This is a genomic window from Streptomyces qaidamensis, assembly GCF_001611795.1.
In the GTDB taxonomy this organism is placed as follows: Bacteria; Actinomycetota; Actinomycetes; order Streptomycetales; family Streptomycetaceae; genus Streptomyces; species Streptomyces qaidamensis.
In genome coordinates, this window is record NZ_CP015098.1 from 2,548,317 (window position 1) to 2,562,974 (window position 14,658).

The 14,658-nt window shown below is 72.2% G+C and carries 12 protein-coding genes; 4 read left to right on the forward strand and 8 right to left on the reverse strand.

What is annotated here, in order from left to right; all coding sequences use genetic code 11:
* The first annotated feature begins 92 nt into the window (after positions 1–92).
* Complete coding sequence (nadA, locus tag A4E84_RS11170; RefSeq protein WP_062926411.1) at positions 93–1,277, forward strand: quinolinate synthase NadA; 1,185 nt, start codon at positions 93–95, stop codon at positions 1,275–1,277.
* Between the two features lie 18 nt (positions 1,278–1,295).
* Here nadA and A4E84_RS11175 read toward each other — a convergent pair whose 3' ends face one another.
* The 6 genes from A4E84_RS11175 to A4E84_RS11200 form a co-directional block, all read right to left on the reverse strand.
* On the reverse strand, positions 1,296–3,524 hold the full coding sequence (locus A4E84_RS11175) for a protein kinase domain-containing protein (protein ID WP_062926412.1): 2,229 nt from the start codon (positions 3,522–3,524) through the stop codon (positions 1,296–1,298).
* A 116-nt stretch (positions 3,525–3,640) separates the two neighbouring features.
* Positions 3,641–6,760, reverse strand: coding sequence for an efflux RND transporter permease subunit (locus A4E84_RS11180; RefSeq protein WP_062926413.1), 3,120 nt, complete (start codon positions 6,758–6,760; stop codon positions 3,641–3,643).
* A 160-nt stretch (positions 6,761–6,920) separates the two neighbouring features.
* Positions 6,921–7,604, reverse strand: coding sequence for a response regulator (locus A4E84_RS11185; protein ID WP_062926414.1), 684 nt, complete (start codon positions 7,602–7,604; stop codon positions 6,921–6,923).
* Entirely contained in the window at positions 7,601–8,818 is a 1,218-nt protein-coding gene (locus A4E84_RS11190) for a sensor histidine kinase (protein ID WP_062926415.1), read from the reverse strand. The genes A4E84_RS11185 and A4E84_RS11190 overlap by 4 nt, the downstream gene beginning before the upstream one ends.
* 75 nt (positions 8,819–8,893) lie before the next feature.
* Positions 8,894–9,172: a PspA-associated protein PspAA gene (gene pspAA, locus A4E84_RS11195; RefSeq protein ID WP_062926416.1), complete on the reverse strand. Its 279-nt coding sequence runs from the start codon at positions 9,170–9,172 to the stop codon at positions 8,894–8,896.
* Positions 9,173–9,213: 41 nt separating this feature from the next.
* On the reverse strand, positions 9,214–9,999 hold the full coding sequence (locus A4E84_RS11200) for a PspA/IM30 family protein (protein WP_261340623.1): 786 nt from the start codon (positions 9,997–9,999) through the stop codon (positions 9,214–9,216).
* Between the two features lie 317 nt (positions 10,000–10,316).
* On the opposite strand from A4E84_RS11200, the gene A4E84_RS11205 reads away from it, so the two are divergent.
* The gene (locus A4E84_RS11205) at positions 10,317–10,916 is read left to right on the forward strand and encodes a DUF3043 domain-containing protein (RefSeq protein ID WP_062926418.1); all 600 of its coding nucleotides are present in this window, start codon (positions 10,317–10,319) and stop codon (positions 10,914–10,916) included.
* A gap of 83 nt (positions 10,917–10,999) precedes the next feature.
* Positions 11,000–11,701: a class I SAM-dependent methyltransferase gene (locus A4E84_RS11210; protein WP_062926419.1), complete on the forward strand. Its 702-nt coding sequence runs from the start codon at positions 11,000–11,002 to the stop codon at positions 11,699–11,701.
* Between the two features lie 43 nt (positions 11,702–11,744).
* On the opposite strand, the gene A4E84_RS11215 is transcribed toward A4E84_RS11210, so the two are convergent.
* Entirely contained in the window at positions 11,745–11,957 is a 213-nt protein-coding gene (locus A4E84_RS11215; RefSeq protein ID WP_062926420.1) for a hypothetical protein, read from the reverse strand.
* 224 nt (positions 11,958–12,181) lie between these two features.
* Between A4E84_RS11215 and A4E84_RS11220 the strand changes: the two genes are divergently transcribed.
* Complete coding sequence (locus A4E84_RS11220; protein WP_062926421.1) at positions 12,182–13,381, forward strand: bifunctional adenosylcobinamide kinase/adenosylcobinamide-phosphate guanylyltransferase; 1,200 nt, start codon at positions 12,182–12,184, stop codon at positions 13,379–13,381.
* 28 nt (positions 13,382–13,409) lie between these two features.
* Here A4E84_RS11220 and A4E84_RS11225 read toward each other — a convergent pair whose 3' ends face one another.
* A complete protein-coding gene (locus A4E84_RS11225) occupies positions 13,410–14,456 on the reverse strand; it encodes a class I SAM-dependent methyltransferase (RefSeq protein ID WP_062926422.1) in 1,047 nt (348 codons plus the stop codon).
* Positions 14,457–14,658 lie beyond the last annotated feature (202 nt).

The following is a 14,658-nucleotide window of genomic DNA, read 5'->3' on the forward strand; positions in this document are numbered from 1 at the left end:
GACGCTATGGCCATCGTCAAAGTGACGTGAAGCGGTTATGATAGATAGCGTCAAATCGACGAAAAGTCGCAGAAACAGAAAGGGTGCGTGTCGTGACCACCGCCCAGACCCAGGAGCTCGACGTACAGCCGACGCCCCTCGCCCTGCTGCTCCTCGGCCGTGAAGCCGACCCGAAGAGCGAGCGCGGTGTGGAGTGTCCCGGCGACCTGCCCTCGCCGTCCGACCCGGACCTGGTGGAGCGCGCCCGCAAGGCGAAGGAGAAGCTCGGGGACAAGGTCTTCGTGCTCGGCCACCACTACCAGCGCGACGAGGTCATCCAGTTCGCCGACGTGACGGGTGACTCGTTCAAGCTGGCCCGCGACGCGGCCGCCCGCCCGGAGGCCGAGTACATCGTGTTCTGCGGCGTGCACTTCATGGCGGAGTCCGCGGACATCCTGACGTCGGACGACCAGAAGGTCGTCCTGCCCGACCTCGCCGCCGGCTGCTCGATGGCCGACATGGCGACGGCCGAGCAGGTCGCCGAGTGCTGGGACGTGCTGACCGAGGCCGGCATAGCCGAGCAGGTCGTGCCCGTCTCGTACATGAACTCCTCCGCCGACATCAAGGCGTTCACCGGCAAGCACGGCGGCACCATCTGCACCTCGTCCAACGCCAAGCGGGCCCTGGACTGGGCGTTCGAGCAGGGCGAGAAGGTACTCTTCCTGCCCGACCAGCACCTGGGCCGCAACACCGCCGTGCGCGACATGGGCATGTCCCTGGAGGACTGCGTCGTCTACAACCCGCACCGGCCGAACGGCGGCCTGACGGCGGACGAGCTGCGCGCGGCGAAGATGATCCTGTGGCGCGGCCACTGCTCGGTGCACGGCCGCTTCAGCCTGGAGTCGGTGAACGACGTGCGCGAGCGCATCCCCGGCGTGAACGTCCTGGTGCACCCCGAGTGCAAGCACGAGGTCGTGGCCGCGGCGGACTACGTCGGCTCGACGGAGTACATCATCAAGGCCCTGGAGGCCGCGCCGGCCGGCTCCAAGTGGGCCATCGGCACGGAGCTGAACCTGGTCCGCCGCCTGGCGAACCGTTTCGCACCGGAGGGCAAGGAGATCGTCTTCCTCGACAAGACGGTCTGCTTCTGCTCGACCATGAACCGCATCGACCTCCCCCACCTGGTCTGGGCCCTGGAGTCGCTGGCCGAGGGCAACCTCGTCAACCGCATCGAGGTGGACAAGGAGACGGAGGCCTTCGCGAAGCTGGCCCTGGAGCGGATGCTGGCCCTGCCGTAACCCCGGCCCCGTCCGTCGTCACCCCGAGCGCGGTTTCCGCTCGGGGTGCGCGGGGGCAAGGCTGAAGACGCTGCCGCCGGGGGTGGTCGCGACGAGGGCTCCTCCGAGGAGCCGCACCGCAGTGGCGCCCCAGTCGGTGGCGTTGCTCTGGGCCCTGGGCGGCGTCTCCCAGAGCAGCGTGCCCTTCTTCGTGTCGAGCGCCCCGACGCGGCCGCTGGCGCTGGCCAGGTACACGGCCCGGGTCCGTGGGTCGTACGTCGCCTCGCCCGGCTGTTCCAGGCTGGTGGAGGTCCGCCACAGCGGTCTGCCCGTGCGGGCCGACACGGCGGTGACCCGTCCGCTGGCGGTGGCGAACCACAGGGTGCCGTCCGCCAGCGTCACCTTGCCCTCGTACTCCTCGGCCAGCTTCGTCGTGTTCTGCGCGCCGGTGCCCGGGTCCACCAGCCGGATGGCCGCATACGGCGCGTCCTCCCCCATCAGGACGTTCCCGTTCTCGTCCTGGGTCAGGTCCAGGAACAGGAGCCGGCCGTCGAGGGCGCCGACCAGGCCGGCCTTGCTCGGCACGCTCAGCCGGCGTGCCGAGCCGTCGGCCGGGTGCAGCTCCGTGACGAGACCGGCTTCCGGTGTCTCCTCCGAGCCGCACTCCAGCCACAGGTTCCCGGCGGCGTCCTTGACCCCGCAGAAGTGCTTCGCGGGCAGCCGCTCCGTCCAGCGCGGGGCGCCGGTGCGGGGCGAGCGGGCCGTCACCGAGGTGCCGTCGCCCTCCGGGATCACGACGATGCCGCCGGAGAAGGCCACCTCCGCGCGCTCGTCGTTCACCGCGCGGTCCCAGAGCCGGTCGCCCGTCGCGGTGTCGTACGCGAAGACCCGGGTCGCCCCTTCGCCCGGGGGCTCCTGCTGCACCAGGACCGTGTCGTCCCTCACGCCGAGGATCACGAACCTGGAGAACGCGTCGCCGGTGACGGCCGCCGCCGGGCCGGCGCGCCAGACCGTGGCGCCCGTCTTTCCGTCCAGGCGGACGGGGAGGATGCCGTCGCCCGCGCAGTAGACGGCCCCCTCGTACGTCCGGCACTCCGGACCGCCCCGCAGCCCGCCGGAATCCGGCTGCTGCGTCTTGCGCACACCGCGCCCGGCCGTCTCGTACACGGTCGTCTGCCAGGGCTTCCAGCCGGCCGGCGGTGCCGCCCACCGGGAGTTCGCGGGCGGTGACGCGCCCTGGCGGCCCGCGTTCTGCACCCAGCCGGGGCCGAGTGTCAGATAGGCCGTCAGGCCGAGGACGGCGGCGCCGATCGTGCCCGTCGCGGCGAACAGCGGGCGGATACGGCGGCGGGGGCGGTCGGGGCCCGGCGGGTCCGCCACGGTCGTGGGACGGACCGGCTCGACGGCCGGGAGCCTGTTCGCGCGCAGGGACATGGTGGCCGGGTCGCCGTCCGCCGGGTCGGGCAGGACGTCCGCCAGCTCCCGGGCCAGCTCGTCGAGCCGGGGCCGGTCCGCGGGCTCCTTGGACAAGCAGCGCTCCAGCAGCCCGCGCAGCGGCCCGTCGACGCCCGTCAGCACGGGTTCGTCGTGCACCACCCGGTACGCCGTCAGATAGGGGCTGTCCGCGTCGAAGGGGCCGCGCCCGGTGACGGAGTACACCAGCAGTGCCCCGAGGGAGAAGACGTCCGAGGCCGGGCCGACCGCGCGGGCGTCGACGAGCTGTTCGGGGGACATGAAGGGCGGTGTGCCGATCATCTGGCCGGTCTCGGTCAGCGTCTGGTGGTTCTCCGCCGCGCGGGAGATGCCGAAGTCGATGACGCGCGGGCCGTCTTCGGCCAGCAGGACGTTGGCCGGCTTCAGGTCCCGGTGCACCACCCCCGCCCGGTGGATGTCGCGCAGGGCCTCCACCAGGCCCAGGGCCAGCCCGCGCAGGTCGGCGTCCGGCAGGGCGCCCCGGTCACGGATCCGCCCCGCGAGCGAGGGCCCGGGTACGTACTGGGTGGCCATCCAGGGCCGGGCCGCCTCGGGGTCCGCGTCCAGGACCGGTGCCGTGAAGGCTCCGCTGACCTTGCGGACGGCCGCGATCTCCTGCCGGAACCGGGCGCGGAAGACGGTGTCCGCGGCGTACTGGGCGTGGACGACCTTGATGGCCACGTCACGGCCCGAACGCGCTCTGGCCCGGTAGACGACGCCCATGCCCCCGGCCCCGAGCCGGTCGAGCAGCCGGTAGCCGCCGACCGATTTCGGGTCGTCGCTGTGCAGCGGCAAGCCGAATCCCCTTCCCCCGTAAAGCCGTTCGACGCCACAGGATACGTAACGGGACAGGGCGGCGGCCGGGCACCGGACGTGCAGGTCCGGTGCCCGGCCGCCGCCGGGTCAGGGCGTCACACGCCCGCGTGCTCCGGCTCCGCCGCCTCGGTGCGCCGGTCCGGGAGGCCCTTCTTCGCCGCGCGCTTCTTCGCCCGGCGCTCCTTGCGGAGTTCGAACATCGCGTACAGCGTCGGGACCAGCAGCAGCGTCAGCAGGGTCGACGTGACCAGGCCGCCGATCACGACCACGGCCAGCGGCTGGGCGATGAAGCCGCCCTCGCCGGTGATGCCGAGGGCCATGGGCAGCAGGGCGAAGATCGTCGCCAGGGCGGTCATGAGGATCGGGCGCAGCCGGTGCCGGCCGCCCTCGATCACGGCCTCGACGACGCCGTGACCCTGCTTGCGGTACTGGTTGATCAGGTCGATCAGCACGATCGCGTTCGTCACCACGATGCCGATCAGCATCAGCATGCCGATCATGGCCGGGACGCCCATCGGGGTGCCGGTGGCGATCAGCAGGCCGATCGCGCCCGTGGCCGCGAACGGGATGGAGACGAGCAGGATCAGCGGCTGGACCAGGGACCGGAAGGTGCCGACCAGCAGCATGAACACGATCGCGATGGCCGCCAGCATCGCCAGGCCCAGGTTGGCGAACGCCTCGTCCTGGTCCTCGGAGACACCGCCGATCGACGCCGTGGCGCCGTCCGGGAGCTTCAGCGCGTTGATCTTCGACTGGAGCTGGGTGCTGACCGCGCCGGTGTTGTCGCCGGTCGGCTTCGCGGTGATGGTGGCGGCGCGCTGGCCGTCGATGCGGGTCATCGAGACCGGGCCGTCGACCAGCTTCACCGTGGCGATGTCGCCGAGCTTCACCTTGCCGCCCAGACGCAGGTCCTGGAGCTGCTTCAGGGTCGTGGCGGGCTTCGCCGAGCGGATGACGACATCGCGCTCGGTGTCGTCCAGGACCGCCTTGGCCGCGGTGGTGCCGCGAACGGCCTGGGCGACGGCCGCTCCGAGCGTCTGGTCGTTGAAACCGGCCGCGGCCGCCTTGTCGTTGGCCTTGACCGAGATGCGCGGCACGCTGGTCGCGAGGTCGCTGCTGACGTCCGTGACGTCGTCGAGGGAGGCGACCGTCTTGCGGACCTCCTCGGACGCGGTGCGCAGCACGCCCGCGTCGGCGGCCTTCACGACCACGCTGAGGTCCTGGCTGCCGAAGCCGTCACCGGCGGCGACGGTGGTCGTGCCGATGCCCTTCAGCCCGGCCAGGCCCTTCTCGATGCTGTCCTGGACGTCCCCGTGGGACGCCGAGTCGTCCAGCATCACCTGGTAGGAGGCCTGGTTGCTGTCCGTGCCGCCGCCGAAGGCCGCCATGAAACCGGACGAGCCGATCGTGACCTGGTAGTCCTTCACGCCCTCGGTGCCGGCGAGCAGCCGCTCGACCTTCTTCGCCTGGGCGTCGGTGGCCGCCAGGCTGGTGCCGGGCTTCAGCTCCTGCTTGACGGTGAGGACTTCCTGTTCGCCCTGGTCGAAGAAGTTGGTCTTCAGCAGCGGCGCCATGCCGAACGTGCCGACCAGGACGACGACCGCGATGGCCACGCTGGTGAGGCGGCGGCGGGTCGCGAAGCGCAGGACCGGGACGTAGATGCGCTGGAGGCGGCTCCTGGCCTCCTTCTCCTCCGCGATCCGGCGCGCCTCGTCCGCGTCCTCGGGCGTGCCCTTCGGGGGCCGCAGGAACCAGTACGACAGCACCGGTACGACCGTCAGGGAGACGAGGAGGGACGCCAGCAGCGCGGCCGTCACGGTCAGGCTGAACGAGCCGAACAGCTCGCCCACCATGCCGCCGACCAGGCCGATCGGCAGGAACACCGCGACCGTGGTGAGCGTCGAGGACGTCACCGCTCCGGCGACCTCGCGGACGGCCTGGAGGATCGCCGAGTGGCGCTCCTCGCCGTAGCCGAGGTGGCGCTTGATGTTCTCCAGGACCACGATCGAGTCGTCGACGACCCGGCCGATGGCGATGGTCAGGGCGCCCAGCGTGAGGACGTTCAGCGACAGGTCGCGCGTCCACAGCACGATCAGGGCGAGGACCACGGACAGCGGGATGGACACCGCGGTCACGAGGGTCGAGCGGATCGAGGCCAGGAAGACCAGGATCACCAGGACCGCGAAGAGCAGACCGAGCGCGCCCTCGGTGGTCAGGCCCTTGATGGACTTCGAGACCGCCGGGCCCTGGTCGCTGACGACCGTGAGGGCGGCACCCGAGCCGAGGTCCTTGCGCAGGTCCGGGAGCTTGCCCTGGACGGCGTCGGAGATGGCGACCGCGCTGCCGTCGCGGTCCATCGTCACGGCGACGGAGAGGCTGGGCTTGCCGTCGGTGCGGGTGATGGAGTCGGCGGTGGCCTCCTGCTGCTTCACCGTGGCGACGTCGCCGAGGCGCACCGGCTTGCCCTTACCGGGTTCGCCCGTGACCATCAGGTCCTTGATCTGCCCGGTCGAGGTGAAGCCGCCGCCGACCTGGACCGTACGGTTGGCGCCGTCCTCGTCGAAGGAGCCGGCCGGGACGGTCGCGCCGCCCGCCTGGAGCGCCTGGGAGAGGGACTGCGAGGTCAGACCGGCCTTCGCCAGCTTCGCGTCGTCGGGCGTGACGGTGACCTGGAGGTCGCGCACACCGTCGACGGTGACCTGGCCGACGCCGTCGATGCTCTTGAGGTCCGGCACGACGGTCTTGTCGAGCTGGTCGGCCAGGGCCTGCTGGTCACGGCCGGAGGTGACGGCGAGGACGACGGTCGGGATGTCGTCCGTGGAACCGGCGACGACCTGCGGGTCGACGTCGTCCGGGAGTTGGACGCGGGCCCGGTTGACGGCCTGCTGGACGTCGGCGACCAGCTGCTCGGTGCCGCTGCCGTAGTCGAAGGACGCCATGATCACGGCGTTGCCCTCGCTGGCGGTGGAGGTGACGCCGCTGATGCCGTCGACGCCTTCGAGACTGTCCTCGATGGGTTCGACGACCTGCTTCTCGACCACGTCCGGCGACGCGCCCTGGTACGGCGCCAGCACGGACACCATGGGCAGTTCGATGGTGGGCAGCAGCTGCTGCTTGAGCTGGGGTATCGCGATCGCCCCGAAGACGAGCGCGATGATCGACATCAGCCCGATCAAGGCCCGTTGCGCGAGGCTGAACCTGGACAGCCAGGACATGGGTGAGGGTCTCTCTTCTGTTGAGCGGCAGAAGCGGCAGCGGACGCGCAGATGAGCGCCCGCCCCTACACCCTGAGCCATGGAGAACGGGGGTTCCGTAGCCCCCAGGTCCACATCCTTATGCGGCGCATACTCCGGCCGCAGTACACCCGGGTCGAGCTCACTCCACCCTCGGGCGGACCAGACCCGACTCGTACGCGGTCACCACGAGCTGGGCGCGGTCCCGGGCGCCCAGCTTGGCCATGGCCCGGTTGACGTGCGTCTTCACCGTCAGCGGGCTGACTTCGAGGCGCTCGGCGATCTCGTCGTTGGAGTGGCCGCCGGCGACCTGCACCAGCACCTCGCGCTCCCGGACGGTGAGCGAGTCGAGCCGTTCACCGCGGGCCGGGTCGCGGTCGCCGTCGGCCGGGTCGTCCGTGGCGAGGAACCGGGCGATCAGGCCCGTGGTGGCCGCCGGGGAGAGCAGGGCCTGGCCGCCGGCCGCGATACGGATGGCGGTCAGCAGTTCATCGGGTTCGGAGCCCTTGCCGAGGAAGCCGGAGGCGCCGGCGCGCAGCGACTGCACGACGTAGTCGTCGACTTCGAACGTCGTCAGGATGACCACCCGGACGTCGCCGAGATCGGGGTCGGCGCTGATCATGCGGGTCGCGGCGAGACCGTCGGTGCCGGGCATGCGGATGTCCATGAGCACGACGTCGGCGCGCTGCTCCTTGGCCAGCCGGACTGCTTCCGCGCCGTCGGAGGCCTCGCCGATCACCTCCATGTCCGGCTCGGAGTCGACGAGCACGCGAAAGGCGCTGCGCAGGAGCGCCTGGTCGTCGGCGAGCAGGACACGGATGGTCATGCGGGGTCCTCCCCGGTCGGTGTGCGGTTCTTGACCGGCAGGATGGCATGGACGCGGAAGCCGCCGCCGTAGCGGGGACCGGTGGTGAGGGTGCCGCGCAGGGCGGTGACGCGCTCGCGCATGCCGAGCAGTCCGTGGCCGCCGCCGTCCTGGGTCTCGTGCTCGCCGCTGCCGTCGTCGAGCACGGTGATCTCGATGTTCGGTCCGACACGTACGACGCTGACCTCCGCCTTGGCCTGGGGCCCGGCGTGCTTCTGCACGTTGGTGAGTGCCTCCTGGATGATCCGGTAGGCGGCCAGGTCGACCGCCGCCGGGAGGCTGGTGCCCTGGTCGGCGCGGGCCACCTCGATGTGCAGGCCGGCGCTGCGGAAGGTGCCGGTGAGTTCGTCGAGGCGGTCAAGGCCCGGGGCCGGTTCCGTCGGGGCCTCCGGGTCGCCGGACTGCCGGAGCAGGCCGACGGTGGCGCGCAGCTCGTTGAGCGCGGAGCGGCTGGCCTCGCGGACGTGCCCCAGGGCCTCCTTGGCCTGGTCGGGGCGCTTGTCCATGACATGGGCGGCGACCCCGGCCTGCACGTTGACCAGGGCGATGTGGTGGGCGACGACGTCGTGCAGGTCCCGGGCGATGCGCAGGCGTTCCTCGGCGACCCGGCGGCGGGCCTCCTCCTCGCGGGTGCGTTCCGCCTTCTCGGCGCGTTCCCTGATCGCCTGGACGAAGGCGCGGCGGCTGCGGACGGCGTCGCCGGCGGTGGCGCCGATGCCGGTCCAGGCGAAGATGCCGAGGTTCTCCTGGGCGTACCAGGGCAGGGGGCCCGCGGCCATGGCGGCGCCGGTCAGCACGGTCATGGTGAGCAGGCCGACGCGCCAGGTGGTGGGGCGGTCGGTGGTGGAGGCGACGGTGTAGAGCGCGATGACGGCGGACATCGCGACGGGGGCGCGGGGGTCGCCGGTGACGGACTCGATGACGGAGAGCGCGCCGGTGAGGGCGAGGACCGTCATGGGGGCGCGGCGGCGGAAGACCAGGGCCGCGGCGCCGAGGGTCATGAGGAGGAGGCTCAGCGGGTCGGGGGTGCGCAGGACCCAGCTGACGCTGTCCCGGTGCCGGGGTTCCACGAACGAACCGGCGACCATGCAGACCAGGACGGCGGTGGCCAGGACGGCGTCCATGGCCAGGGGATGCGCTTTGGCCTGGCATCTGGCCCGCGCGAGGGTGCTCACGGTTGTTTACGGTAGCCGGGTCGGCTGTGGCTGTGTGAGGCGCTCGGCGTGAGGGCACGCACGCCCGCGGTCACGTCAGCCCGGGATCAAGCCGTCGTCGCTGAGGAACTCCCGGACTTCCTCCAAGGTCGCGTCGGGAGACGGGAGGATCAGTTCCGACGGCTCCAGGGAGTCGTCCGGGAGGGGTTCGCCCAGCTCGCGGACCCTCGTCAGGAGGGCCTGGAGGGTGCGGCGGAAGCCGGGGCCGTCGCCGTTCTCCATTTCCGCCAGGAGTTCGTCGTCCAGCTTGTTCAGCTCGGCGAGGTGGCCGTCGGCCAGGATCACCTGGCCCTCCCCCATGATCCGTACGATCATGTCGCCCTCCTAGGCGTGGACCGCTCCTGCTTCGTGGACCCCTACTGCTTGTCGAAGCGCGGGGTGTCCTGCGGCTGCTGCCGGTCCTGCTGCTGACCCGTGCCGCCTTCGAGGGCCTGCTGCCCGCCGGCCGAGCCTCCGGCCAGTTCGGCCTTCATGCGCTGCAGTTCCAGCTCTACATCCGTACCACCGGAGAGCCGGTCCAGCTCGGCCTGGAGGTCGTCCTTGTGCATGCCGGAGGGGTCCTCCAGGGCACCGGAGGCGAGCAGCTCGTCGATGGCGCCGGCGCGGGCCTGGAGCTGGGCCGTCTTGTCCTCGGCCCGCTGGATCGCCAGGCCGACGTCGCCCATCTCCTCGGAGATGCCGGAGAAGGCCTCGCCGATCCGGGTCTGCGCCTGGGCCGCCGTGTACGTCGCCTTGATCGTCTCCTTCTTCGTACGGAAGGCGTCGACCTTGGCCTGGAGCCGCTGGGCCGCGAGGGTGAGCTTCTCCTCCTCGCCCTGGAGCGTCGCGTGCTGGGTCTCCAGGTCGGTCACCTGCTGCTGGAGCGCGGCCCGGCGGGAGAGCGCTTCGCGGGCCAGGTCCTCACGGCCCAGCGCGAGCGCCTTGCGGCCCTGGTCCTCCAGCTTGCCGGACTGTGACTGCAACTGGTTCAGCTGGAGTTCCAGGCGCTTGCGGCTGGTCGCCACGTCGGCGACGCCGCGGCGGACCTTCTGCAGCAGCTCCAGCTGCTTCTGATACGAGTAATCGAGGGTCTCGCGCGGGTCCTCGGCCCGGTCAAGGGCCTTGTTCGCCTTCGCGCGGAAGATCATCCCCATACGCTTCATGACACCGCTCATGGGCTTCGCGCGCCCCCTTCTGACCGACTCCGGTTCCAGCTCCAGCGACAGAACCCACAGTACGGGCCCTGCATCCATTACCGCACTGTTCGGGGACGGATGCGCTCATCCCCAAGGACGACTGCGTGCGCTCCCGCTCCGGCGTAGGGAGTAGGTGGTCCCCGGGGTTACCGGAGCCGTACACCCCGGGAAACATCCGGAGGCGTACGCAACGTCCCCTCTGTCCCCTTACTGACGACTGGTGTTGCCGGATCGTTCCCCACCGGGCTGGGGTCCATGCCCGGAAGCCCTTACCCTTGGGTTTTGTGTTCCGTAGCCGTGCGAAGGATGAGAAGGCCCAGGACGCCGCCAAGGCGCCGGTGACCGACTCCAGTCAGCCCCGTCACCCCGAGGCCCCCAAGGGCCGCCCCACGCCCAAGCGCAGCTCTGCCCAGTCGCAGCGCCGCAGCGTGGCCAACACGTCGATGACGCGCAAGGAGGCCGCCAAGCGGCAGCGTGAGGAGCGCCGCAGCGCGCTGGAGCGGCAGCGCCAGGCGCTGGCCAGCGGTGACGAGCGCTACCTGCCCGCCCGTGACAAGGGGCCGGTCCGCCGGTTCGCGCGTGACTTCATCGACTCCCGGTTCAACATCGCGGAGTTCTTCCTGCCGATGGCCGTGGTCATCCTCGTGCTGAGCATGGTGCGGGTGGCGGCGCTGCAGAACATCGCGCTGCTGCTGTGGCTCGTGGTGATCGTGCTGATCGTGCTCGACTCGTTCGTCACGGGCTTCCGTCTGAAGAAGCAGCTGGCCGAGCGTTTCGCGGGTGAGAACAAGCGCGGCGCCGTCGCCTACGCCCTGATGCGCTCTCTCCAGATGCGCCGGCTCCGGCTGCCGAAGCCGCAGGTCAAGCGCGGAGAACGGCCCTGACCACGACGCCGTTCTCCGGGGGTGCGGCGGATGCCTGGCTGGACAGGCTGGGCGGGCTGCGCGATGTCGTCCGGCAGGAGCTGGTGGCCCGCCAGCTGGACGAGCAGATAGTGGCCAGGTTCCCGGTCGGGAAGCGGCTGCGGGTGCTCGACGTGGGGATGGGCCAGGGCACGCAGGCGCTGCGGCTGGCCCGGGCCGGGCACCAGGTGACCGGTCTGGAGCAGGACGCGACGATGGTCGCCGTGGCCCGGGAGTCCCTCGCCGGGGAACCGGAGGGCATCCGGGAGCGGATGCGGATCATCGAGGGCGACGGCCGGGACACCGGTGTGCACTTCCTGCCGGGCAGTTTCGACGTGGTGCTGTGCCACGGCGTCCTGATGTACGTCGAGGAGCCCGACCCGCTGCTGGCGGGTCTCGCCCGGATGCTGGCGCACGGCGGGCTGCTGTCGCTGCTCGTGCGCAACGGCGACGCGCTCGCGATCCGGCCGGGCCTGTCCGGTGACTGGTCCGGGGCGCTGGCGGCCTTCGACACGACCGCCTACCGCAACCGGCTGGGCCTCGACGTGCGGGCCGACCGGCTGAAGGACCTGACGTCGACGCTCGCGGGGATCGGGGCGCCGCTGCACGCCTGGTACGGGGTTCGGGTGTTCACCGACACGGCGGCGGACGGCGCGGAGGTCCCGGCCGACGCGGAGACGCTGCTCGCGGTGGAGGAGAAGGCCGGGCGGACGGATCCGTACCGCGGGGTGGCGGCGCTGCTGCATCTGTGCGGCGTGCGCGGCTGACATCCCGCGAGGGGGGCGAGGGCCGTCGGCCCCCGCCCCTGGCTCACGCCTCGGCCGCGTGCAGACTCATCGGCCCGTAGATCTCCGTGGCGTCCTCGAACAGCCGGACCTGATCGGCACCGCCCTCCTGGAGGGCTTTCCAGTGCTCCCCGATCCAGGACTCGGCGTCCCCCTGGGTGGGGAACTCCTCCGGCGGCACCGCGGGCTGGACCTCCGTCCCGTCGGTCTTCTCGAACCGCCACGTCCATGCCGCCATGTACGCCTCCCATGTGTGTGAGCACACTGCACAGCGAGAGCCGGATCTTGGTCCGGCTCCCTCTGAGAGCGTAAGCGCTCCGCTGGGTGGGGCGTTATAGGCCTTGCGGGAGTACGCGTGATCGGGCGTGTGCGGGTCGTGGTGGGCTGGTCGCGCGGTTCCCCGCGCCCCTTCGGGGGCGTCTCCATCACGCATGTTCCATGCTCACGGGTGAGAATCGGGGCGTGGAACTCACTCTGCTCGGCACCGGCGCCCCCGCGGGCCTCCCCCGCCCCGACTGTCCCTGCGCGGCCTGTGCGGCCGCCCTCGGCCCCGACGCGCGGGCTGCCACCGCGCTGCTCCTGGACGGGGCGCTGCTGCTCGACCTGACGCCGGGCGCGGCGTTCGCGGCGGCGCGGGCGGGCCGTTCCCTGACCGGCGTCCGGCAGGTGCTGCTGTCGCATCCGCACGACGGGCCGGCGGTCGAGGTGCCCGCGGGGCTGCCGCAGCCCGGACGGGTGCCGGACGGGCGGGAGTTGACGCTGCTGACGGGGCACCGGGTGCGGGCGGTGGCGCTGGACGCGCCGGGCACGGGGTACGCGGTGACCGGGCCGGAGGGGCAGCGGCTGCTGTATCTGCCGCCGGGCGGGGCGCCGGCGGGCCTGGAGGGGCCGGACGAGTCGTACGACATGGTGCTGGCGGACGTCGTGGGGCGGCCGGACGCGCTGGCGAAGCTGCGGGCGGTGGGGTCGGTCGGGCCGACGACCGATGTGGTCGCCGTCCACCTGGACCACGACGTGCCGCCGGGACCGGAGCTGGGGCGGCGGCTCGCGGCGGCCGGGGCCCGGGCCGTGCCGGACGGGGTGACGCTGGTGGTGGGGGCGTACGAGGACGTGCCGGACGTGCCGCGGCGGACGCTGGTACTGGGCGGGGCGCGGTCGGGCAAGTCGGTGGAGGCCGAGCGGAGGCTGGAGGCCTTTCCGGACGTGCTGTACGTGGCCACGGGCGGGTCGCGCAACGGCGACACGGAGTGGTCCTCGCGGGTCTCGGCCCACCGGGAGCGGCGGCCGGGGTCGTGGCAGACGGTCGAGACCTGCGACCTGGTGCCGTTGCTGGAGGCGGAGGGGCCGCCCCTGCTCGTCGACTGTCTGTCGCTGTGGCTGACCGACGCGATGGACGCCGCCGGGGCGTGGGACGACGCGGTGTGGGCGGAGCGGGGCGAGAAGGTGCTGCGGGAGCGGGTGCGGGAGCTCACGGAGGCGGTGCGGGTCACCCGGCGGACCGTGGTCGCCGTGTCGAACGAAGTGGGGTCGGGGATCGTGCCGTCGACGGCGTCGGGGCGGCGCTACCGGGACGAACTCGGTCGGCTGAACGCGGGGTTCGCGCACGAGTGCGAGCACGTGCTGCTGGTGGTGGCGGGGCAGGCCGTGGTGCTGCGGGGCTGACAGCGCCGTGCGGCTGCCCCGCCACCGGTTACGGAGCTTTGCGGGCGATCACCCGGTACGTGTTGGCGAAGCGCGTGCGGCGGGCGACCGGGGCGATGAGGTGGTCGGCCAGCGCGGCCACGGCCACCAGGGGCAGCCCGGCGCGGAGCAGGGCGGTTCGGGCGTGCCGCCGGCCGGGGGGCGGCGGGATGGCCCGCCAGGGGGTGTCGGGGGCCGGCAGGGCGTGCGAGAGGGCCAGGGACGTGGCGCCCGCGAGGTCGTGGGGGACGTGGACCGGGCGGTGGTCGAGCGTCAGGATCGCGCAGCCGGCCGACTCCAGTTCCGCGCGGACGTTCTGCGGGGGCAGGAGATGGAGGTGGCGCGGCTGGTCGTAGGGGAGCCACCAGCGGCCCAGCAGGGCCGCGAAGACGCTGCGGGGGCTGAGCGTCTCGATGAGCAGGTGGCCGCCCGGGCGCAGGACGGCGAGGGCGGCCCGGAGTTCCGCCCGGGGGTCCGGGGTGCCCTCCAGGTGGTGGAGCATGCTGACCACGTCGTAGCGGGCGCGCAGGGGGCCGGCGATCGCGGGGTCCGTCAGTCGGCCGACGTGGGCCTCTTCGACGCGGTCGGCCGTGCGGGCGCGGACCACGCGCGGGGTGGGGTCCAGGCCGTCGAAGGCGGTGTACGGGAAGAACTGCCGGGCCGTGGCGGGGAAGCGGGCGTGGCCCGTCCCGACGTCGAGCCAGCTCTCCGGTTCGCCGCAGCGCAGCATGGCGCGCGCTGCCGAGCGGTGGCGGCGCGGGCTGCCGCGCAGGGCGAGGAGGCCGTCGCTCGCCGGGTCCCTGGGCGCACCGCGCGCGGTCCGGTGGTAGAGGGCCAGGCCCTCCAGGGTGAGGCGGGGGTTCTGGAAGGTGTGGCCGCAGTCCCGGCAGGCGTCGACGGTGAAGCCACCCGGCTTGTACTGCCGCAGGTCGCCGCTGCGCAGTCGGTTCCGCAGCCGGTCGGAGCCGCACCAGGGGCAGTCCTCCCGGCGCGGTTCGTGGACCCGTGCGGTCGTCTGGGGGGCGGGGGGTGCTGAGGAGGCGGGATGTGCGGGCATGGGCGGCTCCCGGGGGCGACGGCGTACGGGAAGGACGTACGGCGGGGACGTCGCACGCGCCACGTACGACAATCCGCTGCAAAACGGAACGTATGGGATGACGATCTTGGGTGCAACGACGTCGCCGTGACGGAGTGGTCATGTGGCGCCGTGACGGAGTGGTCATGTGGCGCCGTGCTGTTCGACCGGGGCCGGTACTGTT

Excerpts from the sequence above, each read along its gene's own strand:
- A4E84_RS11180 (WP_062926413.1), bottom strand. The coding sequence starts at position 6,760 with ATGTCCTGGCTGTCCAGGTTCAGCCTCGCGCAACGGGCCTTGATCGGG.
- A4E84_RS11185 (WP_062926414.1), bottom strand. The coding sequence starts at position 7,604 with ATGACCATCCGTGTCCTGCTCGCCGACGACCAGGCGCTCCTGCGCAGC.
- pspAA (WP_062926416.1), bottom strand. The coding sequence starts at position 9,172 with ATGATCGTACGGATCATGGGGGAGGGCCAGGTGATCCTGGCCGACGGC.
- A4E84_RS11200 (WP_261340623.1), bottom strand. The coding sequence starts at position 9,999 with ATGAAGCGTATGGGGATGATCTTCCGCGCGAAGGCGAACAAGGCCCTT.
- A4E84_RS11215 (WP_062926420.1), bottom strand. The coding sequence starts at position 11,957 with ATGGCGGCATGGACGTGGCGGTTCGAGAAGACCGACGGGACGGAGGTC.
- A4E84_RS11225 (WP_062926422.1), bottom strand. The coding sequence starts at position 14,456 with ATGCCCGCACATCCCGCCTCCTCAGCACCCCCCGCCCCCCAGACGACC.